The sequence below is a fragment of the Ruegeria arenilitoris genome (genome assembly GCF_013032855.1).
In the GTDB taxonomy this organism is placed as follows: domain Bacteria; phylum Pseudomonadota; class Alphaproteobacteria; order Rhodobacterales; family Rhodobacteraceae; genus Ruegeria; species Ruegeria arenilitoris.
Genome location: NZ_WQDA01000007.1, coordinates 72,707 through 96,958, shown reverse-complemented (window position 1 = coordinate 96,958; position 24,252 = coordinate 72,707). Strand labels below are relative to the sequence as shown.

26 protein-coding genes and 1 tRNA gene are annotated in these 24,252 nt (G+C 60.5%); 20 read left to right on the top strand and 7 right to left on the bottom strand.

Annotated features, from left to right (window positions below):
- Positions 1–5: 5 nt before the first annotated feature.
- A complete protein-coding gene (locus tag GOW72_RS18845; protein WP_170368109.1) occupies positions 6–1,262 on the bottom strand; it encodes a tetratricopeptide repeat protein in 1,257 nt (418 codons plus the stop codon).
- 87 nt (positions 1,263–1,349) lie between these two features.
- Between GOW72_RS18845 and pyrF the strand changes: the two genes are divergently transcribed.
- Together pyrF and GOW72_RS18835 are read left to right on the top strand one after the other, a co-directional pair.
- Complete coding sequence (gene pyrF / locus GOW72_RS18840; RefSeq protein ID WP_170368107.1) at positions 1,350–2,066, top strand: orotidine-5'-phosphate decarboxylase; 717 nt, start codon at positions 1,350–1,352, stop codon at positions 2,064–2,066.
- A gap of 373 nt (positions 2,067–2,439) precedes the next feature.
- Complete coding sequence (locus GOW72_RS18835) at positions 2,440–3,693, top strand: DNA polymerase IV (protein ID WP_170368105.1); 1,254 nt, start codon at positions 2,440–2,442, stop codon at positions 3,691–3,693.
- A 6-nt stretch (positions 3,694–3,699) separates the two neighbouring features.
- Here the strand turns inward: GOW72_RS18835 and GOW72_RS18830 are convergent, their stop codons facing one another.
- Positions 3,700–4,560 (bottom strand): N-formylglutamate amidohydrolase, encoded by an 861-nt coding sequence (locus tag GOW72_RS18830; protein WP_170368103.1) that lies wholly within the window; start codon positions 4,558–4,560, stop codon positions 3,700–3,702.
- A gap of 148 nt (positions 4,561–4,708) precedes the next feature.
- Here GOW72_RS18830 and GOW72_RS18825 point away from each other — a divergent pair.
- The 6 genes from GOW72_RS18825 (at position 4,709) to GOW72_RS18800 (ending at position 8,624) form a co-directional block, all read left to right on the top strand.
- A tRNA-Val gene (locus tag GOW72_RS18825) sits at positions 4,709–4,783 on the top strand.
- A 93-nt stretch (positions 4,784–4,876) separates the two neighbouring features.
- Positions 4,877–5,002: a type B 50S ribosomal protein L36 gene (ykgO, locus tag GOW72_RS18820; protein ID WP_005648635.1), complete on the top strand. Its 126-nt coding sequence runs from the start codon at positions 4,877–4,879 to the stop codon at positions 5,000–5,002.
- A 115-nt stretch (positions 5,003–5,117) separates the two neighbouring features.
- On the top strand, positions 5,118–6,281 hold the full coding sequence (locus GOW72_RS18815; protein WP_170368101.1) for a WD40/YVTN/BNR-like repeat-containing protein: 1,164 nt from the start codon (positions 5,118–5,120) through the stop codon (positions 6,279–6,281).
- A 151-nt stretch (positions 6,282–6,432) separates the two neighbouring features.
- Positions 6,433–7,446 (top strand): Fe(3+) ABC transporter substrate-binding protein, encoded by a 1,014-nt coding sequence (locus GOW72_RS18810; RefSeq protein WP_170368099.1) that lies wholly within the window; start codon positions 6,433–6,435, stop codon positions 7,444–7,446.
- Between the two features lie 108 nt (positions 7,447–7,554).
- Positions 7,555–8,109, top strand: a complete 555-nt coding sequence (locus tag GOW72_RS18805; RefSeq protein ID WP_170342880.1) for a helix-turn-helix domain-containing protein — start codon at positions 7,555–7,557, stop codon at positions 8,107–8,109.
- Positions 8,106–8,624, top strand: coding sequence for a GNAT family N-acetyltransferase (locus GOW72_RS18800; protein ID WP_170368096.1), 519 nt, complete (start codon positions 8,106–8,108; stop codon positions 8,622–8,624). Before GOW72_RS18805 ends, GOW72_RS18800 begins: the two co-directional genes overlap by 4 nt.
- On the opposite strand, the gene GOW72_RS18795 is transcribed toward GOW72_RS18800, so the two are convergent.
- The 4 genes from GOW72_RS18795 to GOW72_RS18780 all read right to left on the bottom strand — a co-directional run bounded on the left by GOW72_RS18795 (position 8,621) and on the right by GOW72_RS18780 (position 12,188).
- Positions 8,621–9,259 carry a nucleoside/nucleotide kinase family protein gene (locus GOW72_RS18795; RefSeq protein WP_170368094.1) on the bottom strand — a complete coding sequence of 213 codons (639 nt, stop codon included), beginning with the start codon at positions 9,257–9,259 and terminating at the stop codon, positions 8,621–8,623. The two genes, GOW72_RS18800 and GOW72_RS18795, sit on opposite strands and share 4 nt — an antisense overlap.
- Positions 9,256–10,032, bottom strand: a complete 777-nt coding sequence (locus GOW72_RS18790) for an ATP-binding cassette domain-containing protein (RefSeq protein WP_170361606.1) — start codon at positions 10,030–10,032, stop codon at positions 9,256–9,258. The genes GOW72_RS18795 and GOW72_RS18790 overlap by 4 nt, the downstream gene beginning before the upstream one ends.
- The gene (locus GOW72_RS18785; protein WP_093965462.1) at positions 10,032–11,105 is read right to left on the bottom strand and encodes an ABC transporter permease; all 1,074 of its coding nucleotides are present in this window, start codon (positions 11,103–11,105) and stop codon (positions 10,032–10,034) included. The genes GOW72_RS18790 and GOW72_RS18785 overlap by 1 nt, the downstream gene beginning before the upstream one ends.
- 114 nt (positions 11,106–11,219) lie before the next feature.
- Positions 11,220–12,188, bottom strand: coding sequence for a sugar ABC transporter substrate-binding protein (locus GOW72_RS18780; RefSeq protein ID WP_093965461.1), 969 nt, complete (start codon positions 12,186–12,188; stop codon positions 11,220–11,222).
- 306 nt (positions 12,189–12,494) lie between these two features.
- On the opposite strand from GOW72_RS18780, the gene GOW72_RS18775 reads away from it, so the two are divergent.
- From GOW72_RS18775 to GOW72_RS18750, 6 genes are all read left to right on the top strand, one after another.
- Positions 12,495–13,619: an ROK family transcriptional regulator gene (locus tag GOW72_RS18775; RefSeq protein ID WP_170368123.1), complete on the top strand. Its 1,125-nt coding sequence runs from the start codon at positions 12,495–12,497 to the stop codon at positions 13,617–13,619.
- 259 nt (positions 13,620–13,878) lie between these two features.
- Entirely contained in the window at positions 13,879–14,220 is a 342-nt protein-coding gene (locus tag GOW72_RS18770) for a hypothetical protein (RefSeq protein WP_244952491.1), read from the top strand.
- Complete coding sequence (locus GOW72_RS18765) at positions 14,217–14,882, top strand: MotA/TolQ/ExbB proton channel family protein (RefSeq protein WP_170368090.1); 666 nt, start codon at positions 14,217–14,219, stop codon at positions 14,880–14,882. Before GOW72_RS18770 ends, GOW72_RS18765 begins: the two co-directional genes overlap by 4 nt.
- A gap of 31 nt (positions 14,883–14,913) precedes the next feature.
- Entirely contained in the window at positions 14,914–15,240 is a 327-nt protein-coding gene (locus GOW72_RS18760; RefSeq protein WP_170343537.1) for an ExbD/TolR family protein, read from the top strand.
- Positions 15,241–15,244: 4 nt separating this feature from the next.
- The gene (locus GOW72_RS18755; protein WP_170368088.1) at positions 15,245–15,622 is read left to right on the top strand and encodes an ExbD/TolR family protein; all 378 of its coding nucleotides are present in this window, start codon (positions 15,245–15,247) and stop codon (positions 15,620–15,622) included.
- Positions 15,619–16,701 (top strand): energy transducer TonB family protein, encoded by a 1,083-nt coding sequence (locus tag GOW72_RS18750; protein WP_170368086.1) that lies wholly within the window; start codon positions 15,619–15,621, stop codon positions 16,699–16,701. Before GOW72_RS18755 ends, GOW72_RS18750 begins: the two co-directional genes overlap by 4 nt.
- A 44-nt stretch (positions 16,702–16,745) precedes the next feature.
- Here GOW72_RS18750 and GOW72_RS18745 read toward each other — a convergent pair whose 3' ends face one another.
- On the bottom strand, positions 16,746–17,660 hold the full coding sequence (locus GOW72_RS18745; protein WP_170368084.1) for a LysR family transcriptional regulator: 915 nt from the start codon (positions 17,658–17,660) through the stop codon (positions 16,746–16,748).
- A gap of 110 nt (positions 17,661–17,770) precedes the next feature.
- Between GOW72_RS18745 and GOW72_RS18740 the strand changes: the two genes are divergently transcribed.
- The 6 genes from GOW72_RS18740 (at position 17,771) to GOW72_RS18715 (ending at position 24,113) form a co-directional block, all read left to right on the top strand.
- Positions 17,771–18,466 (top strand): NAD(P)H-dependent oxidoreductase, encoded by a 696-nt coding sequence (locus GOW72_RS18740; RefSeq protein WP_170368081.1) that lies wholly within the window; start codon positions 17,771–17,773, stop codon positions 18,464–18,466.
- A gap of 54 nt (positions 18,467–18,520) precedes the next feature.
- The gene (locus tag GOW72_RS18735) at positions 18,521–19,297 is read left to right on the top strand and encodes a CmcJ/NvfI family oxidoreductase (RefSeq protein ID WP_170368079.1); all 777 of its coding nucleotides are present in this window, start codon (positions 18,521–18,523) and stop codon (positions 19,295–19,297) included.
- Between the two features lie 13 nt (positions 19,298–19,310).
- The gene (locus GOW72_RS18730; RefSeq protein ID WP_170368077.1) at positions 19,311–20,276 is read left to right on the top strand and encodes an LLM class oxidoreductase; all 966 of its coding nucleotides are present in this window, start codon (positions 19,311–19,313) and stop codon (positions 20,274–20,276) included.
- 12 nt (positions 20,277–20,288) lie between these two features.
- The gene (locus tag GOW72_RS18725; protein WP_170368075.1) at positions 20,289–21,077 is read left to right on the top strand and encodes an SDR family NAD(P)-dependent oxidoreductase; all 789 of its coding nucleotides are present in this window, start codon (positions 20,289–20,291) and stop codon (positions 21,075–21,077) included.
- 78 nt (positions 21,078–21,155) lie between these two features.
- Positions 21,156–22,004 carry an enoyl-CoA hydratase/isomerase family protein gene (locus GOW72_RS18720; RefSeq protein WP_170368074.1) on the top strand — a complete coding sequence of 283 codons (849 nt, stop codon included), beginning with the start codon at positions 21,156–21,158 and terminating at the stop codon, positions 22,002–22,004.
- A 561-nt stretch (positions 22,005–22,565) separates the two neighbouring features.
- Positions 22,566–24,113 (top strand): arylsulfatase, encoded by a 1,548-nt coding sequence (locus tag GOW72_RS18715; protein WP_170368072.1) that lies wholly within the window; start codon positions 22,566–22,568, stop codon positions 24,111–24,113.
- The last annotated feature ends 139 nt before the right edge of the window (positions 24,114–24,252 follow it).

Here is a 24,252-nt window from a genome sequence, read left to right as displayed (position 1 = left end):
GGGGGTCAATCGCCCTCGATTTCCCGGATCAGCTTTTTTGCAACGTCGTCGCCCTGCTCGGCCGCAAGACGGTAATATTTCAACGCGCCTTCGATCTCGCCCGCCTCGTGCAGCAAACGGCCAAACTTGCGCTGCGAGGCCATATGGCCAAGCTCGGCCGCCCTGCCCCAGAGCACAAAAGCCGCCTGCGTGTCCTGGGGCACGCCGTCCCGCCCGTGATAGGTCAGCGACCCCAGATTATGCAGCGCCACGACGTCATCTTCTTCGGCGGCCTGGAAATAATACTCCAGCGCCTTTTCGATATCCTTGGGATATCCGTTCTGGCCGGTTTCGTAGATCAAGCCCAGATGCACCGCGGCATCGACGTTTCCGTGATCGGCGGCCCGCTCCAGATAGTCGACCGCGCGGTCCATATCCTGTGTGACATGCGTACCGTCGCGATGGAAAATGCCCAGGCGGACCATAGAAGGATCATACCCAAAGAACGCAGCCCGTTCATAATACTCGAGCGCCTTGTCGATATCGGGCGCTACACCATCGCCGTGTTCATAGCCGTATGCCACGTTGTGCATCCCCATGGACAGGCCGGCATCGGCAGCCGCCATGTACCACCCGAACGCCGTTTCATCGTTTTCGGGAACGATCTCACCCTCGTTATAGAGCGAAGCGAGCGTGTTCATCGCCAGCCCGCTGCCTTCCATTGCCGCCAGCTCCGAAAATTCGAGCGCCATTTCCAGCTTGCCGCCTTTCATCAGCGCCCGGCCGAACGCGGCGACGACCTCGGCATCGACATTCTGGTCTTTCAGCAGCAGATCGGCACAGATCGCCATCGCATTCTCGGCGTCCATGTCTGCCCATTCCACCCCGTCGAAATAAGGCGACTGGCCCGGAGCGGCAGCGGCCATCAGGCACTCATATTCTCCATCCGAATAGTCGGGCTCGTATGGCGGATCGTCGGGGTCTGGTTCCGGCCGGGGTCGCAGGTCGGTGACAAGCAGGCGTCGTGTCTCTTCTTTGGGGGCGCTGACCTCCTCCGGTTCAGGTGCGCCTTCGTTGAACTGGGCCAGTTGCTCGCGTGCAAGTTGCGAGTAGATCGGGCACTCCGCATAGACCTCGGCAAAGCTTTGGATGGCCGCCGCCGACCCGCTGTCCTTGACGTCCGCCCAGACCAGTCGGGCCTCTCCGCAATCCGTTTCGCTGGCCCAGACAGCGCCCGCCCCGGCCAAAACAGTTGCCGAAGCCATCACACCCAACCGTATCATCCTGTACTACCCTGCGTCTTTTCTTGTCTGATTGCGCCACACGCTCTACAGAAGCGCCGATCCCGTCAAGCCTGAAAGGTCGAAACAATGCCCAAAGCCCTGCCCCAAACCGCAGATGACCGCCTGATCGTCGCCCTCGACGTACCCAACGCGCTGGAAGGGCTGAAAATGGCCGAGACGCTGGGCGACGCGGTATCGTTCTACAAGATCGGTCTGGGCATGCTGACCGGTGGCGGGTTGGCCTTGGCAAACGAGTTGAAGCAGGAGTACGGCAAGCGCATCTTTCTGGACATGAAGCTGTTCGACATCGGCAACACGGTCGAGAATGCCGTGCGGGGGCTGGCGCAATTCGATCTGGATTTCCTCACCGTGCATGGCGACCCCCACGTGGTGCGTGCCGCCAAAGAAGGCGCAGCAGGCAAGGACCTGAAGATCCTGGCGGTGACCATCCTGACCTCGCTGAACCGTGACGATCTGGATGCAGGTTTGATGAAGTCCGGCGACATGCAGCATATGGTTCTGGAACGCGCGGTCCGCGCATTCGAGGCCGGCGCCGACGGCGTGATCGCCAGTCCGCAAGAGGCGGCCCTGATCCGCGCCCTGCCCCAGGCCGAAGGCCGACTGATCGTCACCCCTGGCGTGCGGCCGTCCGGATCGGACCTTGGCGATCAGAAACGCGTCGCGACACCCGCCGCCGCAATCAATGAGGGGGCCGATCACATCGTGGTCGGGCGGCCGATTTATCAGGCCGCCGACCCCAAAGCTGCAGCCGACGCCGTACTGGCCGAGTTGCGTTCGGTGTAGCATTTCGAGGGCAAGTCGCGTCAAATCACCATTCCAGAAGCACGATTTGGCCCGCAAGCGGTTGACCTTGCGTCACTTTTGGCCGCGGCCGCGCCAAATTGCCTCTGTGCCCCAAAACACACATGAAAAACACGAGTTTTGGGACCTGCTTCGTAGGCCTATCGAAATCGACATTTTTGGGCGATTCTGATCAAGAGACACTCCCCAACGGGCCGCGTCTTCCTGAGGCCCGCTACCTCCCCCCGCGAAACTGCGGGGGGTCTTCTTGTCGGCCCCACCTTTTCGTTCAATCGCTTTGCGCTGCAGCGTGCGGTGTTGTACTTTTGGCACCTCGGCCAGACTGCTCATTCACGGTGCCCGTGGAAAGGAAATGATGCCCGCTCTCTGTCGCGATTGCCTTGCCAGTCTTCACGACGAACGGCGCTGCCCCTCCTGCGGCAGCCCGCGGGTGTTGCGGCATCCAGAGCTGTTCGATCTGACCATCGCCCATATGGATTGCGATGCGTTCTATGCCTCGGTCGAAAAGCGCGACAACCCCGAACTGGCGGACAAGCCGGTGATCATCGGTGGGGGACGGCGTGGCGTGGTTTCAACGGCCTGCTATGTGGCGCGTATTCGCGGCGTGCGCTCGGCCATGCCAATGTTTCAAGCGCTGAAACTATGCCCCGATGCAGTGGTAATCAAACCGCGCATGTCCGTCTATGTCGAGGTCTCACGACAGATCCGCGCGATGATGGACGAACTGACACCGGATATCGAACCCCTGTCACTGGACGAGGCGTTCATGGACCTGTCAGGCACCCAGCGGCTGCATGGTGCGCCGCCCGCGGTGATGCTGGCACGACTGGTCAAACGGATGAAAGACGAATTGGGCCTGACCGGCTCGATCGGGCTTTCACACAACAAGTTTCTGGCCAAGGTGGCGTCCGATCTGGACAAACCGCGCGGGTTTTCCGTGATCGGCATGGCGGAAACCGCCGAGTTTTTGAACGACAAGCCGGTGCGGTTGATCTGGGGCATCGGACCGGCTGCGCAGGAGTCACTGGAACGGGCCGGCATTCGCACATTCTCGGACTTGCTGCGATGGGATCAAGAGGCCCTCACGGCGCGCTTCGGTTCGATGGGCTATCGGCTGTGGCACCTGGCCAGAGGGCAGGACAAGCGGCGCGTTTCGGCCCACGAGCCGATGAAGTCGATCAGCAATGAAACAACGTTTTTCGAGGACACCGCCAACCCCGACATTCTGGACGGCCACCTTTGGCGCATGGCCGAAAAGGTGGCCGACCGTGCGAAGGCCAAGGGGCTGGCCGGGCGGGTCGTGACGCTGAAGCTCAAGAAGGCCAACCACAAACTGCTGACCCGCCGGGTCTCATTGCGGGATCCGACACAGATGGCCGACCGCATCTACCGCACCGCCCGCGGGCTGTTCGATCAGGTCGGCGATCAAGGCCCCTATCGTCTGCTGGGCTGCGGATTGTCAGACCTGTGCGCCGAAGATCAGGCCGACATATCCGGCGACCTGCTGGACCCTGGGGCCACGCAACGCTCGAAAGCAGAGCGTGCGACCGACGAGATCCGGCGAAAATATGGAACTGATGCAATCGTGAAGGGCCGAGCGCTGCGGTAGCTCTTCTTATTCGGCGGCCAACCGTGCCGGCTGAGAACCAATTCGGGCGATATCCGCGATGACTTCTTCCAGAATATCCCTGAACGCCAGGAAATTGGCGTTGGGCTCGATCGTGTTCTCATTCATGTAGAGCGCCCGGTCGATCTCGATCTGAATCGCATGCTGATGACGGGCGGGACGCCCGTAGGTTTGGGTCACGTACGCCCCTGCAAAGGGCGTGTTGCGGGCCACGGTCAGACCGGCGGACGAAAAGGCCGCTTCGATCTGATCAACAATAACGCCCGATGCCGAGGCACCAAACCGATCCCCCAGTACGATCTCGGGACGGCGCCCCTTGGGGTTCCCGGCCATGGCAACAGCCTCGTGCGGCATCGAGTGGCAGTCGATCAAGATGGCCTGTCCGAACATGTCGATCGATTCGGCCAAAAGAGACTTCAGGCGGGCGTGATAGGGGCGCCAATAGGTGTCGATGCGCAGGCGCGCTTCGTCCATCGTAAGCTTGCCGCTGTAGATTGCGCGACCGTTGGACACGACACGGGGGATCACGCCCAACCCCGACACCACGCGCGGGTTGTGTCCCTGGCGGCGCGCGCCCAGAATCAACGCAGGATCCAGTTCCTCGGCGCTGCGGTTGAGGTCAAGGAACGCGCGCGGCATCTGTGCCGCAATCAACGGTGCGCCATGGATCGAGGCCGAAGCGAACAGTTGGTCGACAAAGGCATCTTCGGAAGAGCGAATCACATTGCGGTTCAGAACCGAACGATCCAGAAAGCCCGGCACATAGTTCCGACCGCTATGTGGCGAAGAAAAAACAACGCACGACGTGCGTTCTGCGGGCATTTCCAAAGCGTATGCGGCGCTGTGCATGGCCTCTCCTTCTTTGCCGATAACATAGACCGGAAAATTGTTGGACCAAACCCCTTGAACCCCTTCGCGACTCCTTTTATAGACCCCTCCACCGGCGCGGAGATCCGCGCCCCGTTTCGTTATGGGGCAGGATACGCAAAGGGAAAGTGGGCGGTTAGCTCAGCGGTAGAGCACTTCGTTGACATCGAAGGGGTCACAAGTTCGATCCTTGTACCGCCCACCATCGTTTCACTGTTTCGGGTCTGACCCGGGGCACCCGCTAACCCAGGCGCTGGCCACGTCCTTGATGAAGGCGCCGCAGAATTGGAGAGAGACCATGAAGGTCAAGAACTCGCTCCGCTCGCTCAAGAACCGGCACCGCGACTGCCGGGTTGTGCGTCGCAAAGGCCGCGTCTATGTGATCAACAAGACGCAGCGCAAGTTCAAAGCTCGTCAGGGCTGAGTACGGCAAATCGCTGTTTCAAAGAACCGCGCCTCCGGGCGCGGTTTTTTTGTGCCGCGCGCCGAGACTGACCGTTCGTGTTAGGCTGTTGAAAACAGCCGGGAGCGCGAAACGGATGAAACACTCTTGCATCGACATACTGGTGGGCACCACCAAGGGTGCCTTCGTGATCATCGGAGACCCGGATCGCGCATCTTGGCGCGTTACGGGTCCGCATTGCGGCGGCTGGCCCATCAACCACGTCGTCGGATATGACGAAACCGGTACACTCTGGGCCGGCGGTGGCGGCGACTGGCACGGAGCCGGCGTCTGGCGCTCCGAGGATGGGGGTGAGAGCTGGGCGGTCACCAAGCTCACCCAAGGGCAGCAAGACGAGTGGGCCGCGAACGATCCCGACTTTGCCGAGTTAATCGGATGGACCGGGGAAGCAGCACCTTTCGGCGATGAATTCTCGCAGATCTGGTCGCTGCATTATTCAGGCGGCGCCTTGTACGCGGGAGCAAAACCGGCGCGGTTGTTGGTCAGTTCGGATGCTGGGCAGACCTGGGAAACGGTCAATGGCCTGACCGATCACCCCTCAGCCGAAGACTGGTCACCGGGGGCCGCAGGCTTGGTGCTTCACACGATCGTTTCCGATCCAGACGATGCGCAAAAGCTGTGGGTGGGCATATCGGCGGCCGGAGTATTCGCCTCGGAAGACGGCGGCACTACGTGGGAGCGGCGCAACCGGCTGTCGAACGCCGAGAGTTGCGGGCAGCACGACCATCCGGCCGCGCCGCGGGACGGTCAAATCGGTCATTGCGTACACAACATGGTCCGGGCGCCCGGCACCAAAGGGCTGCTGTATCAACAGAACCATCATGGCGTCTGGCGTTCGTCCGATGGCGGGCGCAGCTGGGACGATATCTCCGGCGGGTTGCCGTCGACCTTTGGATTCCCAATCCACGTCCATCCCCACGATCCCGATACGATCTGGACCATTCCCCTGAATGGAGACAGCATCGGACGGTATCCGCCGAATGCGGCGGCGGCGGTCTGGAAATCGACCGATGGTGGCCAAAGCTGGACCGCTTGTCGCGAAGGGCTGCCGCAGACCAGCTGCTTTTTCACGGTTCTGCGCCAGGCGATGGCAGGAGATTGTTGCAACCCTGCGGGTGTTTTTTTCGGAACCAACAGCGGCTCGGTGTTTGCAAGCGCCGACGAAGGCGAAACCTGGACCGAGATCGCCAGGCATCTGCCGACCATTTTGTCGGTCGAGACAATTCAACGCCCGCGCTAGCCAACCCTGGCCGGCGCACCCAAAACCGCTGCGGCAAATTAGACCAAGTAATTTTGTCGGATTTTCTTGCATCCCGCCCGGAATCGTTTAATTGAGCAAATCAGTCGGGAAATACCCCGCTCATGAGATTCGACAACCGGGACATCCACAGATGAAAACCACGAGCTTTATCGCCGCCGCACTGTCGGCCCTGATCGCCGGATCGGCCGCCGCTGAAGGCGAGCTGAACCTGTACTCCTCGCGCCACTACGACACCGACGAGCGTCTCTACACCGATTTCGAAGAAGCCACTGGCATCAAGATCAACCGCATCGAAGGCAAGGCCGACGAGCTGATCGCGCGGATGGAAGCCGAAGGCGCGAACTCGCCCGCCGACATCCTGCTGACCGTGGACACCTCGCGCCTGGCGCGGGCCAAAAACGCCGGCCTGCTGCAGGCGGTCGACAGCGACGTTCTGGAAGAGCGCATCCCCGCCAACCTGCAGGACGAAGACAACCAGTGGTTCGGCTTCTCGCAGCGCGCGCGCATCATTTTCTACGACAAGAATGACGTGACCAACCCGCCGGCCACCTACCTGGATCTGGCCGACCCTGAATACAAAGGGCTGGTTTGCATCCGGTCGTCCAGCAACACCTACAACCAGACCCTGCTGGCCTCGATCATCACCCATCATGGTGCCGAAAAGGCCAAAGAATGGGCCGAGGGCGTCGTGGCCAACATGGCGCGTGAACCTCAGGGCGGCGACACCGATCAGCTGCGTGGAATCGTGTCCGGTGAATGCGAAATCGCCGTGTCGAACTCGTACTACTTTGCACGTGCCCTGCGCAAAGACGTCAAGGGCCTGTCGGACAGCGTCGACATGATCGGAATTCAATTCCCCGCGCAGGATGCCGAAGGCGCACACATGAACCTGTCGGGTGCGGGCGTCGCGGCCCATGCCCCGAACAAGGACAATGCGGTCAAGTTCCTGGAATACCTCGCCAGCGATCAGGCACAGGTCTACTTCTCGAACGGCAACGATGAATTCCCCGCCGTCCAAGGTGTTGAGCTGGCCGAGAACGTGGCCGCTCTGGGTGAATTCAAGGCCGATGAAGTGAACCTGTCTGAAGTCGCCAAGAACATCCCCGAGGCCCAGAAGATCTTCAACGAGGTTGGCTGGAAGTAAGCCGCCATCATATCGAGCAGTTGAAGGGGCGCAGCACAGGCGCCCCTTTTTATTTGATTTATTTCTGCTACATTTCTCATTATCGAAACTGATTCTCGGATATGAGAAATGCTAGACAACCTGTCCAGCCGCCTCGCGCGCCATCTGAGCGACCTGCGCCGCAGCCGGGGCTGGTCGCTTGAACAACTCGCGCAGGCCAGCGGGGTCAGCCGGGCCACCCTGTCGCGCATGGAGAAGGCCGAGGTCAGCCCGACGGCCGAGAATCTTGGCCGATTATGCGCAGCCTACGGGCTGCCTATGTCGCGCCTGTTGATGATGGTCGAGGACAGCTTCGACCCCAAGGTTCCTTACGAACGGCAGATCGAATGGCGCGACCCCGAAACCGGGTTCACGCGCCGGTCGGTGTCGCCCCCCTCGGCGGGCCTGACGGGCGAGGTTCTGGAATGTCACCTCCCACCCGGCACAACGATCACCTATGACGCACCGCCTCGTCCCGGGCAGGAACATCACTTGATCGTGCTGGATGGCGCACTGACCCTGACCGTTGATGGAACGTCCCATGCGCTGAACGGGGGTGATTGCCTGCGTTATCATCTGTCAGGCGCGACCCGTTTTGAAACCGAGGCGTCCCGCGGCGCCCGCTACATCCTGGTGCTGATATGATTACACGCCTGACCGAAACGACTTTTGACCAGGCGGTGGAGGATCTGGCGGATATCCTGCATGGCTGCGTGCATGCCGGCGCCAGTATAGGGTTCATTCTGCCATTTTCCCATGACGCCGCGCGCGCCTATTGGCAGGAGCGCGTGCGCCCGGCGCTGTCAGCCGGAGAGCTGGATCTTTTCGTGGCCTATGGCGACGGACGCATCCAAGGGACGGTTCAGCTGATTCCGGCTGCGATGCCCAACCAGCCGCACCGCGCCGATGTGGCCAAGCTGCTGGTGCATCCCGACGCACGGCGGCGCGGGCTGGGCCGCGCCTTGATGCACGCCCTGCAAAAGCGCGCCACCGAACTGGGCAGAACCCTTTTGGTGTTGGACACGCGCAGCACGGACCCGTCGCGCATCCTGTACCAGAGCCTGGGCTTTGAAACTGCCGGAGAGATTCCCGGCTATTGCCGCAACCCGTTCGAACCCGTGTTCGAACCCACCACCTACATGTACAAGGCGCTGGGCTAACGCAGCACCAGGTCGGCCGCGCCCGAGTTCTGCACCACGCGCCGGGCGTTGGGAATGTCATTGGCGAAGGCTCGGCTCTCGGCTTCGTCGCGCGGCAGGCCCAGCCCTATCCAACGGTCCAGCAACCGCGCCTCGAGCGTCGGCAGGGGCACGTCCAGAAACACGGTCAGCGCCCACAGATCGCTCAGATCGTTCCATCCCGGTTCGTCCAGCAGGAGATAATTTCCCTCCACGATCACCACCTTCTGGTCGCGGGTCACGAACGAACAGGCGGCGATGGACTTGTCGAGCACGCGGTCGAACTCGGGCACGGCGACCTCGTCTTCGGCCTGAAGGCGGCGCACCAAGGCGTGAAAGCCCGGCAGGTCGAATGTCTCGGGCGCACCCTTGCGCGGCAGCAGATCGCGTGCCGTCAGGATCTGGTTGCCATAGTGGAAACCATCCATCGACAGCAGCCCGGTCGGAATGCCGCGCCCCTGCAGCGCCTGTTGGGCAAGCGCGGCCACGGTGGATTTCCCCGCACCCGGCGGCCCGGCCACGGCGACAAGCTGGCGCGCTTCGCCGCTCGCCAGCCCGGCTGCGGCGTCGGCGATCCGCTCGGCCAGCGCCTGTGGCGATGACCCTTCGGCCGTCATGCCGCGCGATCCTGTTCCGGGGGCTCTTTGGCGCCCGTCATAAAGGCCACGGCATCGGACATGGTGTAGTCCTTGGGGTCGATCACGCAGAGCCGCTTGCCCAACCGATGCACATGGATGCGGTCGGCCACTTCGAACACATGGGGCATGTTGTGGCTGATCAGAATGATCGGAATGCCACGCGATTTCACGTCCTGGATCAGTTCCAGAACCCGCCGGCTTTCCTTGACGCCAAGCGCCGCAGTGGGTTCATCAAGGATGATGACTTTGGACCCGAACGCCGCCGCCCGGGCCACGGCCACACCCTGACGCTGTCCACCCGACAGAGTCTCGACCGCTTGGTTGATGTTCTGGATCGTCATCAGCCCCAGTTCGTTCAGCTTGTCGCGGGCGAACTTCTCCATCGCCGGACGGTCGAGCATCCGGAACACCGAACCCAACGGTCCCTTGCGCCGGATCTCGCGCCCCATGAACATGTTGTCCGTGATCGACAAGGCGGGCGACATGGCCAGCGTCTGGTAGACCGTTTCGATCCCGGCTTCGCGCGCGTCGATGGGCGAGTGGAAATCGACCTTGAGCCCTTCCAGCCAGATCTCGCCCTCATCCGGGGCGACGGCACCGGAGACCGCCTTGATCAGGGTCGATTTACCCGCCCCGTTGTCGCCGATGACGGCCAGGATCTCGCCCGGCATCAGGTCGAAATCGCAGTGATCCAGCGCCGTGACCTTGCCATAGCGTTTGACTAGGTTGCGCCCTTTAAGAATGGGTTCCATCACGCTGCTACCTTTCTGATCCACTGGTCCACGGCCACGGCGGCGATGATCAGCATGCCGATAAGAAGGAAAGTCCACTGCGCATCCGCGCCCAACAACCGCAGTCCGAGGGTAAACACGCCAACGATCAGCGCCCCAAACAACGAGCCCAGGATCGATCCGCGCCCCCCGAACAATGAAATGCCTCCGATCACGACGGCGGTGATGCTTTCGATGTTGGCCAACTGCCCCGAGGTGGGCGAGACCGAGCCGATGCGCCCGATCAGCGCCCAGCCGGCAAAGGCGCAGATCAGCCCCGACAGCATGTAGACCGACATCAGCGTGCGATGCACATTCACGCCCGACAGCTCGGCCGCCTCGGGGTCGTCGCCCACGGCATAGACATGGCGCCCCCACGCGGTATGCCGCAGCGCATAGGCCAGCACCAGGATCAGCACCAACATGAAGATCACCCCGACCGTGAACACCGCCCCGCCGACATTGAACTTGGCGCCGAACAGCTGAAGGATCGGGGCGTTGGCCTCGATTTCCTGCGACCGGATGGTTTCATTCTGTGAATACAGGAAGTTGGCGGCCAGTACGATCTGCCACATGCCCAGCGTCACGATGAAGGGTGGCAGCTTGACCCGGCTGACCAGGAACCCGTTCACCGCGCCGATGGCGGTCCCGATGGCCAGACCGCACAGGATCGCCACCGTGGGCGGCAGACCATAGCGGAAGGTGAACTGGCCCATCACCACCGAGGACATGACCATGATCGCGCCCACGCTAAGATCGATCCCGGCGGTCAGGATCACAAGACTCTGGGCGGCGGCGACGATGCCGACGATCTGCACCTGTTGCAGGATCAGGGTCAGTGCGAATGGCGAAAAGAACTTGGCCCCAAGCAAGGCGCCGAAAATCAGGATCGCCGCGACCAGAACGATCAGCGGCACCAGCGACGGGTTCACATGCAGAAAGTGTTGGACTGTCCCCATGAACCCGCGGTGGTGATCTTCGAATTCGGCAACTTGTTCCGGGCTGCCTTTGGCCGCGGCTTCGAAGTCGTCGGACTGTCTCGATGTGTCGGACATCAGTGAGGTTCCCCCATGCGTCAAGCTCCCGTCTTGGGGCGACTCTAGCAAAATTTCGGGTGAGGTCGTGGTTCAATTCAGGGGCCGCGCGCTGCGGCCCCTGAAGGGTTCAGATCAGCCCCAGCAGAGGTCCATGCCCTCTTTGACCGAGATCGACTCGACGCCATCGGCCGGCTTGTCCGTCACCAGCGCAACACCGGTGTCATAGAAGTCCTTGCCGGGTGTGTTCTCGGGCTTCACGCCCTCGTCGGCCCATTTCTTGACCGCCTCGACGCCAAGCGACGCCATCAGCAGCGGGTATTGCTGCGAGGTCGCACCGATCACACCGTCGGCCACGTTCTGCACACCGGGGCAGCCGCCGTCGACCGAGACGATCAGCACGTCGTTTTCGCGGCCGATGGCCTTGAGCGCCTCATACGCACCCGCGGCGGCGGGTTCGTTGATCGTATAGACCACGTTGACCATCGGGTCCTTGGCCAGAAGGTTCTCCATGGCTTTGCGGCCACCCTCTTCGTTCCCGGCGGTGACGTCATGGCCCACGATGCGCGGGTCGGTTTCGTCGCCCCATTTGTTCGGGTCGCCCAGGTCGATGCCGAACCCCTGCAGGAAGCCCTGATCGCGCAGCACCCCGACCGAGGGCTGGCTGACTGCCAGATCCAACATCGCGATCTTCGCATTCTGGGCTTCGTCTCCCAGCGTGGCCGCGGCCCATTTGCCGATCAGCTCGCCCGCCAGAAAGTTGTCGGTTGCGAAAGTCGCGTCCGCCGAGTCGATCGGTTCGAGCGGTGTATCCAGCGCGATGACCAGAACACCGGCGTCGCGCGCCTGCTGGACGGCCGGAACGATCGACGAGGTATCGGATGCGGTCAACAGGATACCCTTGGCGCCGTCCAGAATGCAGGTCTCGATCGCCTGCACCTGTGTCTCATGGTCGCCGTCGATCTTGCCGGCAAACGCCTTGAGCGTCATGCCCAGCTCTTCGGCCTTGGCGGTGGCCCCCTCTTTCATCTTCACGAAGAAGGGGTTGGTGTCGGTTTTGGTGATCAGGCAGACCGTGTCCTGCGCGGCGGCAGCGCCTGCCATGGCTGTAAAGGCCAGCGCGGTCGCGCCGGCAAATGCTGAAATCTTCAAGGCTTTTCCTCCCAATATCTCCGATACCCGACGGGCATCTAAGGAATCCGAACGGAATTCTGCCGGCTCCCATGTGTAAAACCATCCGGTGATTCTCGGGTTCTGTCAATAAATAAATCACTCTTATTTATTATTGACACTGGGTAGGCGCATCCACATTCTTGACTGAAGGAGGAGCGGCCCGTGCCCGAGGAACAATCAGCGCAGAGCAATCCGCCCGAGCGTGTTTCGACCGTGCGCGGGACGAACCAAAGTGGCATGCGCGCCCACAACGAGCGACTGGTGCTGTCGCTGGTTCGCCGGCACCAAGCGCTCGCCAAATCGGAGCTGGCCCGCATGACCGGATTGTCGGCGCAGACTGTGTCGGTGATCATGCGCCAACTGGAAAGCGATGGGTTGCTGCTGCGGGGCGAGCCACAACGTGGCAAGGTTGGGCAACCCTCCGTGCCAATGCGCCTGAATCCGGATGGGGCCTATTTTCTGGGGCTGAAGGTCGGCCGCCGCAGCACCGAGCTGGTATTGACCGATTTCCTGGGCAAAGTACGGGATCGCGCGCGAGAGACCTATGACTATCCCACCCCCGGTGCGACATTGGATTTCGCCACGGGCACATTGGACCGGATGATGCACCAGATGCCGGAAGCATCGCGTGACCGGGTTGCCGGGTTGGGCATTGCGATGCCCTTCTATCTCTGGGATTGGGCGCAGACCCTGAATGTCCCACAAGAAAGGATGGATCCATGGCGCTCAGCCGATCTGCAAGCCAGTCTTTCCCAAGCGCGAGACATCCCCGTCTATTTGCAGAATGATGCTACCGCGGCTTGCGGGGCAGAGTTGGTGTTCGGGCCATCCGAAAGGCCGCGGAACTTTCTGTATTTCTACATGGGGTACTTCATTGGCGGGGGAGTCGTCCTGAACGGCGTCATTTTTTCCGGGCGCGGGAATGCAGGCGCCTTGGGTCCGTTGCCGGTTCCCGTCGGCTCGGGCGAAGTCAAACCCCTGATCGATGTCGCCAGCCTGTGCGTGCTTGAGCAGAAGCTTGTCGCCGCAGGGCTGGATCCCTTCCACATGTGGGAGACCCCGGACCATTGGGACATGCCGGACACGCTTCTCGAAGCATGGATGGACGAGGCCGCGAAAGGTCTGGCCTATGCGATCCTGTCTTCCTGCAGCCTGATCGACTTTGAAACGGTGAAAATCGACGGCTGGATGCCCGAGAGCGTTACCGCGCGCTTGATCGAACGTGTCGAGACGCATCTCTCCCGGTTGAACTTTACCGGGCTCGAGCAGCCCTCGGTTCTGGCCGGGTCGGTGGGTCCGGATGCCCGCGCCCTGGGGGCAGCCAGCCTGCCTCTGTCGGACAGATATCTTGTCGAAACCTGAGCGACAGCCGCGAACCTCCAAGAGTATTGGCGAGGTTTCGCCTGACGAACGATCACAAAGCCCCCGCCAACCCTTCCCCGTACAGACGGTCTAAGATATCACAGACACGGCGCCAGCACTGTTTGGCGGGCTGCAGGTACCACGTGTTCAGAATGAGGTTCTATCATTGAAACTGCGTCACCTTTTACCCGCCCTTATCGCATGTTCAGCCCTCCCCTTTGCGGCCAGTGCGCAATCATCTGACGCCGATGGCGCAGGGTTGTCACTGGAACTCAACGCGGCGCAGGATGTAGGGCAGGCCTGTCGGCTGTCATTTCTGATCACCAACGAAACCGGACAGGCGATCGACAAAGCCGTTTTCGAAACCGTGATCTTCGACACGCAGGGTTCGGTGATCAAACTGTCATTGTTCGATTTTCGGGATTTGCCGCAGGACCGCCCGCGTGTGCGCCAGTTCGACCTGCCTGACAGACCATGCGCAACGGTCGGGCGCGTTCTGATAAACGGAGCCAGTTCCTGCGTAACAGGCGGTTCCGAGAGTGATCTTTGCAATTCGGCCCTGTCGGTGACCAGCCGCTTGGAAATGGAGCTTTTGGGATGAACATCTTCAACGCGCTTGGCCAGATCCTTGCATTGGGCGGGCCAGTAGTGGCGATCCTTCTTGTGATGTCGATCCTGACCGTGGCGGTATCGATCTACAAGCTCTGGCAGTTTGCGGCCTGTGGCGTCGGCCGCCATAGGGTGCTGTCCCAGGCATTGGCGGCCTGGGATGCCGGAGACCACGACACTGCGCGCGAGCGTCTGGCCGCCAGCAGTAGCTACCTTGCCCCGATCGTGGGTGCGGCAATGAACGCCTCGGATACGGCGGGGCTGGACGAACGGCTGGACGCCGAAGCCGGACTGGCGTTGGCAGGGCTCGAGCGCGGTTTCCGGCTTTTGGATACGGTCGCGCAGCTGGCCCCCTTGCTGGGGTTGTTCGGCACGGTTCTGGGCATGATCGAAGCGTTCCAAAGCCTGCAGACGGCCGGGGCCGGCGTGGATCCGTCGCTGCTGGCTGGTGGGATCTGGGTTGCGCTGGTGACGACGGCGGTGGGTCTGGCGGTTGCGATGCCCACATCCATGGTCCTGTCCTGGTTCGAAAGCCGCACCGCGCGCGAGCGGGTGTTCGCAGACAAGGCCTTGCGCACGATTCTCGTACCGACCCAGGCGCTGCCTACAGCAACGACAAGCACCGCGTTTGTCGCCGCGCCGGGACATGCGTAACGCGGCCCCATTTGTTCGGCGCGCCATGTCGATGACACCGCTCATCGACGTGATTTTTCTGCTTTTGCTGTTCTTCATGCTAACGTCGACCTTTTCGACATTCGGAGAAATTCAACTCAGCAGCGCAGCCGCGGGCCCATCAGAGCCCAGCGCCCCGTCGGATCGCGCATTTGTGCAATTGGGGGCGAACCGCGTGGTGCTGAACGGAGCACCGCTCTCGCTGGATGAATTGGCACAGGCACTGCAGCCCGGGCAGGTGCTGGTCAGTCTTGACGGCGACGTCAACGCCCAACGGCTTGTTGACTTTCTGGTGAAATTGCGCGGCCTCGACGGTCTGTCGGTAACGGTTCTGGAGTGACCCCATGATCCGCCACGACCGCCCAAGCCGCAAGCGCGACTCGACCATCCCGTTGATCAACGTGGTCTTTCTGATGCTGATCTTCTTTTTGATCGCCGGAACCGTTGCTCAACCGTTGGACCCGGACTTGGAACTGGTCAACACATCCGATCTGGATGGCCGCGAACCACCCGATGCACTGGTTCTTCACGCTGACGGGACGCTCAGCTTTCGCGGGACTCCGACGGATCCGCAGACCTACATGACCGGCCGGGGGGAAGAAGCCGTGCGGATCGTGCCTGACCGGAACGTTTCCGGGGCACGCCTGATCGAAGTCACCGGCGCCTTGCGCCGTCTCGGCGCCACCGCAGTCTTTGCGGTGACCGAACGGGCGCTCGAATGATCCGGGAATCTCTGTTTGTCGCGGCGCTGGCCCTTGTGCTTTCGGTGCTGCTCCACCTTTTCCTGCTGCTGCCAGCCGCGCGGGATTCTGCGGACCCTGCGACGGCCGGACCGCAACCGGACACGGTTGCCTTGGGCAATGCGTTCGAGGATCTGGCGGAAACCGCGACCCCGCCGGAGCCGCCAACCCCCGCAGAAGAGCCCGAGCCCGATGTCGAACAGCCGACAGAGCCGGACCGGGCCGAAATACCCGTCAGCGAAACACTGGTCGCTTCGTCGGATCCGCAAAAGGTCAACTCGCCTGATATCGGACAAACCAACCCGGTGCAGCCTGATCAGCCCGTTCCGGAAATCGTTGAGCCGGCGGACTCGGCCGAAAGTGATCGGCAGGCCGCCGATGAGGTGGATGAAACACCCCCCGTCCAAGCCGAAACGCAGTCCGCAGCGGCGCCCGAAGCACCGGTCGAACCCATAGAGGACCCGGTTTCGGAACCAGAGCAACTGGCAGCCCTGCCGGCCCCCTCGCCGATCCCGGACCCCTCAGTGCCGGCGGAGGAGCAGCAACCGGTCGAAAGCGACACCGAAGACGGCGTCTCGGATCTGGCGGTTGCAACATCGATCCGCCCGCGCCTTCCGGACCGGCCCCCTGCTCCGGCCCCGGTACCCGACCAAAGGGCCAGCCGGCTGGACAGTTTTGACAACCTGCGATTTCCCAACAAGCAGATCGACTCACCGCTGACGACCTATCGCCGACAGGGGGTCGATGCCTTCACCCGAGGGAGCAATTCCAATCAGTCCGGCGGTCGAGGCCCGGGAAACTCGAATGTCACCAATTACGCCGGGCAGGTTCTTGTCCACCTCAACAGAACTCCGCCGGTCTATGTCTCGGTTCGCGGCTTTGCCAAAGTCTTCTTTGAAATCAATCCGGACGGAACACTGGCCTGGGTCGATATTATCGACAGTTCCGGCTCGACCGAGGTCGACAGGGCCGCCAAGGAACAGGTCCGCCGCGCATCGCCCTTCCCGAGACCTCCGGGCGGGGTCAGCCGGAAGCTGTCGTTCTACTTTCAGAACGGCTAATCGGGCCTTTGCTGCGCTGGCCCGAAGCAACTGGACGCAATCAGTCAGTCCAATGATCTTTCCCACGGAGGCTTCACGCCGATCTCGGTGATCAGAAAATCCATGAAGACCCGCACCTTTGGCGACAATACGTTCGACTTGGGATAGATCAGCCACAGCACGTTGTCTTCCGCCGCCTCATATTCGGGAAGGACATGACGCAACTTGCCCGAGGCAAGCTCCTCCTGAACGCTCCACAGTGAGTTCATCGAGATCCCCGCCCCTGCCACCGTGGCCAGCTTCTGGCTGAGACCGTCATCCATGATCAATGGACATTTCGTGGCTCCGGGATCGAAACTTGCGACAGCTCCCCGGGCAGTTTTCAGCGCCCGGGCCCGGGTGTGGCGAAATGCGATCAGCCGATGATGCACCAGATCATCCGGCGTCTCGGGTTCTCCGTGGGCCGACAGGTAATCCGGTGCCGCGCACAGGATGCGTTTGTCATCCGCCAGCTTGCGCCCCTTGAGGCTGGTATCGATCAGCGGTGCGTTCCGCAAAGCAAGATCATAGCTGCCTTCGATCAGATCAAACTGAGCATCCGACAGTCGCAGGTCCAGGGTCACACCCGGATGCTGTTCCTGAAACCTTGCAAGGATCGGAGCGATATAGAGCTGGGCAAATGTGCTGGGCGCAGTAAACCGCAGTGTGCCGGTGGCTTGGGCCGACCCCTGCCCCAAGGCGGCCAGGGCCGCAGTCTCCTGCGCCAGAATCTCGCGCGCATAAGGTAGAAACTCGGCGCCCTCCAGAGACAACGATACTTTCCGGGTCGAGCGGTGAAGCAACTCGACACCCAGATGATGCTCCAGCTTGGCAAGTCGGGCGCTGGAGACTGCGGGCACCAAACCCAGTTCGCGCCCGGCGGCCGATATGTTCAGCTTGTCCGCTGCAAGCACGAAAAGACGAAGCGCTTGTGTGTCCATTAGCTTATTATACGCAAAATCCGAAAACTGAAACCTGATATCCGCCGTTTCATCGGATTCTGCAAGTGATATTTCTGGCTCCACGGAAGACAAACCAAATGGAGCCACAAATGTCCGTTCGCCCGAACGTTCAGTCTCAGATCCTCGAAGCCTTCAATTTCCGGCACGCGACAAAGGTCTTTGATCCCGACCGCAAGATCAGCGACGCCGATTTCGAAACCATTCTTGAAGCTGGCCTCCTGTCGCCCACCTCTTTCGGGCACGAGCCATTCAAGATTCTTGTCATCCAATCGCCCGACAAACGCGAGCTTTTGCGCGAGTTTTCCTGGGGCGCCAATGGCATGATGAACGGCAGCTCCGGCCAGCTGGGGACAGCCAGCCACTTTGGCATCATTCTGGCCAGCACTGCGGCAACCATGACCGCTGGGTCTGATTATCTGCAGGACCACTATCGCAAGGTCAAACAACTGCCCGAGGACGTCATCGAATTGTTCAACGGTGCGTATGACAAGTTCCAGTCAACCGACCATCGCATCACCACTGAACGCGAGATCACCGACTGGTCCGGCAAACAGGCCTATATCGTTCTGGCCAACATGATGACGACCGCTGCTTTGATGGGTGTCGATTCCTGCCCCATCGAAGGGTTTGACCTGGAACTCACCACCCAGACTCTGGCCGAGCATTTCGGGATGGATACATCGAAATGGAAACCCGCGGTGATGTTTGCCTTTGGGTATCGCGCCAGTGATCCGCAATTCCCCAAGACCCGCCGCCCGATGGCCGAAACCGTGAACTGGTTCTGAGCCAACGTCGAAAAAGCCAGGGGCTGCGTCATCCGCAATTCAGTGAGGGTACAGATGCAACGAACCGGTATCGTAAACTATCACGTTCACAAACCTGAACGGCAGGCGTTCCAACTGGACGCCGGCGGCATTGTCGGCAACCTGATTTCGCCCGAACTGTTGCCGACACAAGTGAGCCTGACTGATACGCGGACATCGGGGCAACCCCTGCGCTTTGACCCCGACGGTGTCGAGTTTCTGAATGCGCCCAGTGCCATCCGCGATTTTTCCGGGGATCAGTGGAAACGGCCCTACGAACACGAGCTCACTCAACTGCTGACCACAAAGATCGGCGTTCGCGAGGTCGTGATCTTTGACCATACCTTGCGCGTGGACAACCCAAAGGCGGCGCGCAAGCCGGCGCGCAATGTCCACAGCGATTACAGCGCGGACGGCGCTCGGCAACGGCTGGAGGATTTGCTAGGCGCCGAGCGGGCGGCCGAGTGGAGCAAAGGGCACTATGCCTTTGTCAATCTCTGGCGGCCGGTCGATCACCCGATCAACAGCGCGCCGCTTGGATTCGTCCGTCCTTCGTCCGTCGACCCCAAAGACTGGATCCTGCTTGACCTGATCTATCCTGACCGCAAAGGGCAGATCATGGGGCTTGTCGGGAATGCACGGCATGACTGGGTCTATCTGTCTCGAATGAGCCCGGATGAAATCGCGATTTTCAACATCTACGACAATCGGGGGTTGCCTTCCGTCGCGCACAGCGCGCTCGATATGGTCGAGGACCCGACCGTCAACACCATCCGGAAGAGCATCGAGACCCGCACTTTGGTGCGGTACTGACCAAGGAACCATCATGTTGGACAAAAACCAAAACCTGTCCTTTGCCCCGATCAACAAGGCCTATGGTCAGGTATTTCGACCGGATCAGCTGACGCTAGGGCTGGTATTGCCGCTTGAGGCCTACCCGGTGGGATCCGAGCCGACGATGAAGGGCCACATGAAGGCCGCGCAATTGGCCGAGTCTCTGGGCTTTGCCGCGCTTTGGCTGCGCGACGTGCCGTTCAATGTTCCAAGTTTCGGGGACCCCGGCCAGATCTTTGACCCGTTCGTCTATCTGGGTGCGCTAGCGACCGCGACGGATCGCATTGCCCTGGGGACCGCCAGCATCGTTTTGCCCCTGCGCCATCCGGCCCATGTGGCAAAGGCAGCCGCGTCGGCGGATGTATTGTCCGATGGCCGTCTGCTGTTGGGTGTGGCGTCCGGCGATCGACCGGAAGAGTATCCGGCAATGCGTCAATCCTTCCCCGATCGAGGTGAGCGGTTCCGCGACAGTGTCGACTATATCCGTGCGACGGCAACACCCTATCCCAAGCATGAAAGCCTGCAGGGGCATCTGCCCGGCGAAATTGACCTTCTGCCAAAACCCTCGGGATCGCGCCTGCCGCTGTTGATCACGGGCGGCAGTCGACAATCCCCGGATTGGGTGGCTGAAAACGGCGATGGATGGATGACCTATCCGCGCGACGCGGCATCACAGGGGCGCGCGGTGGCCGATTACCGGAACCGTCTGAAAGCACTGGGGCAACCGGACAAACCGGTGATGCAGTCGCTCTATGTCGACTTGCTGGAAGACCCGAATGCCCCCGCACGTCCCATACATCTGGGGTTCCAGTCGGGTTCGAATTTCCTGCGCCGCTACTTGGCTGAAATACGTGAGATCGGGATGAATCACGTCGCCCTGAATCTGCGCTTCAACCAGGCCGCCATCGAACCGACACTCAAACGCCTGGCGGATACGATCTTGCCGGAATTTTCATAAGGAACGGATCGCATGACCAAAACCATTCTGATCACTGGCGCAACCGATGGTATCGGACTCCTCACCGCCAAGAAACTGGCGGCTGACGGTCACCGTATTCTGTTGCACGGACGGAACACTGCAAAGCTGGAAGCAGCCGCCCAGGAGGTTGGAGGGCAGCCGGAAACCTACAGCGCCGATTTGTCCGACCTATCAGCCGTGAGGTCTTTGGCGGAGGCCATCCGGTCCAATCACGACCGGCTGGATGTGCTGATCAACAACGCCGGCGTCCTGAAGGCTCCGCAGACCACTCTCGAAAACGGTCTCGATATCCGCTTCGTCGTCAACACGTTCGCGCCCTATCTGCTGACCGAACTTCTGCTTCCGATCATTCCCAAAACTGGCCGCGTCGTGAACCTTTCCTCGGCCGCCCAGGCCCCTGTGGATGTGGATGCTTTGACCGGCAGAACGCGGTTGGCCGATATGGGCGCATATGCGCAAAGCAAGTTGGCAATCACGATATGGACGCGCGAACAGGCCCGCGCCCTGCCCGATGGACCGGCGTTGATCGCGGTCAATCCGGGTTCGTTGCTGGCGTCCAAAATGGTCAAGGACGGTTTCGGAGTCGCCGGCAACGACCTCAACATCGGCGCCGACATCCTGATCGACGCCGCACTTAGCGATCGGTTCGCGCAGGCGTCGGGCGCCTATTTCGACAATGACGGCGGTACCTTTGCAGACCCGCACCCCGCGGCGCTGAAGTCCGAACACGCAGCCGACGTCATGAAGGCCATTCAAGACACTATCCGCCACTGCGGCTGAGCCGGGCGCACTCCCGCGCCCTGCAAATCCATGCAAACCCTCGCATCTTTGATGGCGAGAACAGGAGAGGACTGTCCAATGAAATACGAAAATTTCCAGACCTTCGACGTCGCGGTCGAGAATGCAATTGCCACCGTGACGTTCAACTTCGGAGCGGTCAATGTTCAGGGCCAGGAGATGCTGGCCGACCTCAACAGCCTTGCGATGCGGCTGGAGCGGGACCGGGAAACCAAAGTGGTGATCTTCCAGTCGGCGAACCCCGAAATCTGGCTCTGTCATTACGATACCGAGTTGCTCAAGGATCTTTCGACCGAAGCCGTCTCGCGTGAAGACGCCCAGTTGCTGGACCTGCAGTCCGTGTGCGAACGGCTGAGCAAGGTCCCGCAGGCAACAATCGCAAAGCTTGAAGGCTTCGCCCGTGGCGGCGGACACGAACTCGCACTCGCGCTGGATATGCGTTTTGCAGCACGTGGACGGTTCAAGTTCATGCAGATGGAAGTTGGCATGGGTATCCTGCCCTGCGGCGGCGGAGCTTCTCGCATGGCGCGCCAAACCGGACTTGGCCGGGCATTGGAAATCATCCTGAGTGCGCAGGACTACGATGCCGACGATGCCGAGCGCATGGGCACCATCAACAAGGCGCTGGATTCCGACGAGATCGGTCCCTATGTCGATGCTCTGGCCAGGCGCATTGCCCAGTTCCCCGCCGAATCCATCAACGCGTGCAAGCAGATGGTCTACGAATCCATCGACAAACCTATTTCCGAGGCGTTGAGAGCCGAGGCCTATTGGCTGTACCAGGCGACTAGCAAGACGCCGGCGGTCAAACGCTTTCGAATTGCCGATGAACAAGGGCTCGAGCATGATATCGAAAACCAGCGAAACTGGAACGAACTGGTCATGAAGGTGCAAGAAATCACCAACTGACCATTGCCCCTTGATCCGCTGAAATCGGTTTCAGCGGATTATATCCCGCAGCAGGTTTGGGCGTTCCGACGGCAAGGGGGCGGAGGCACGCAGGTCGCGATGCTGCGGTTGTCAAGGAATCCAAACACCCATGTTCCGAAGCCGGCGATAGGCTAAAGGATAGACGGCAGCAGCACCGACGGCCGGGTTGATCAACGGTGCGCGGCGCTTTTCGGTCGCCAACGCACGGGATCGAATGTGCCGGAACGACCGACAGACTTACTGAACACACACCAAAAAACGTTCAGCAGGCCGTTCTTTGCTCCAAAAGCAGAAGAAGTGCTCCAGAAACCGCATTGGCGTGGCTCCGAGACTCGACGTAACTCGTCTTTATCAACCACGCCTTGAAGCGCGGAGAAAAGTTTCAGCCGGCTCGTAAATCAAAGCCATCAAAGTCGATTGGGTCTCTTGGATCACTTGCGCGTTTCCGCCCGAAATCCTGAATACCGCAAATGCCCCGACAAAACCGCCAGTTTTGTGATAGGTTACTCGGTATTAACAAAAAATTTTGGGAGGACGAAAATGAAGTACAAAACAAGATCAACAATATTGGCAGCCTTGTTTGCTGCAGCCGCCACAGCCGTTTCCGCACAAGATGATCCCCCCATGAACTTCCTGATTATTTGGGGAGATGACATTGGATTCTGGAATATCAGTGCCTACAACCATGGCATGATGGGGTATCAGACACCCAACATCGACCGCATAGCCAAAGAAGGCGCGTTATTTACTGATTGGTACGGAGAGCAGTCCTGCACCGCAGGACGAGCAGCCTTTATCACGGGACAATCTCCCATCCGCACGGGTTTGACCAAGGTCGGCCTACCCGGCGCGCCCGAGGGCATGCCCGTCGAAGACCCAACCATCGCCGGGCTGCTCAAAAACCATGGTTACATGACTGGCCAGTTCGGCAAAAACCATTTGGGTGACCGTGACGAGCACCTACCCACAAACCATGGTTTCGATGAGTTTTTCGGCAACCTTTATCATCTCAACGCAGAAGAAGAGCCCGAAAACCCTGACTACCCCAAGGATGAAGCCTTCAGGGAAAACTTCGGCCCGCGCGGGGTGATCAAGTCGACCGCTGATGGCTCGATCGAGGATACCGGACCGCTTACGAAAAAGCGCATGGAAACCGTTGACGAAGAAGTCACGGCCAGCGCGCTGGATTTCATGGATAGAGCCGTCGAACAGGACAAACCTTTCTTCCTTTGGTGGAACTCCACCCGGATGCACATTTTCACGCATCTGAAGGAAGAGTCCGAGGGAGTGACGGGACTTGGAGTTTATCCCGACGGCATGGTCGAGCATGATGGGCATGTCGGTGTACTGCTTGATAAACTTGATGAGCTCGGAATCGCCGACAACACCGTTGTGATGTATTCAACCGACAACGGAGCGGAGACGTTCACGTGGCCGGATGGCGGTACGACACCCTTCCGCGGTGAGAAGAACACGCAGTGGGAAGGTGGCTATCGCGTCCCGACCGTCATCAAGTGGCCGGGCGTCATCGAGCCGGGATCGAAGGTCAATGGCGTAGTATCGCATACGGATATGTTGCCTACCATTCTGGCTGCGGTCGGTGAGCCAGACATCAAAGAAAAGCTGCTCGATGGTGGCGTTGAAGCGATCGGTCGCCAATACAAGGCCCATCTTGACGGCTACAATCTTCTGCCGTCGCTCTCAGGTGAAACGGATGAGTGGCCGCGCAGCGAGTTCATCTATTGGACGGATGATGGCAGCGTCGCCGCCTTGCGATACGAACAGTACAAAGTGACATTCCTGAAGCAGAATGCGCATGGGCTTGATGTATGGCTCTCACCGTTTGAAGTCTTGCGCGCACCGATGCTGGCAAACCTCCGCAGCGATCCGTTCGAGCGAGCCGAAGAAGAAAACGCTATGGGATACCAGCGCTGGTTCCTCGAGCATATGTTCGCGATAGCTCCGGCCTCCGCCTACGTTGGGCAATGGCTGCAAAGCTTCGAGGAATTTCCGCCTAGACAAAAACCCGGCAGCTTCAACCTCGACAACGTCATGGAGGAACTCACAAGCCGTGCCGGGAACCAATAGCACCAAAGGGACGCCGTGAGCTGTGTTCGCCAGCCTGAATTCGCAGACAACTGTTTGTCGAATTCAGGCTGGTAAATCATCCCCTTGGACTGAAGACCAGCGCAGTCCAAGGGAAAGGATGAACGGCGGCTTGGTTCCG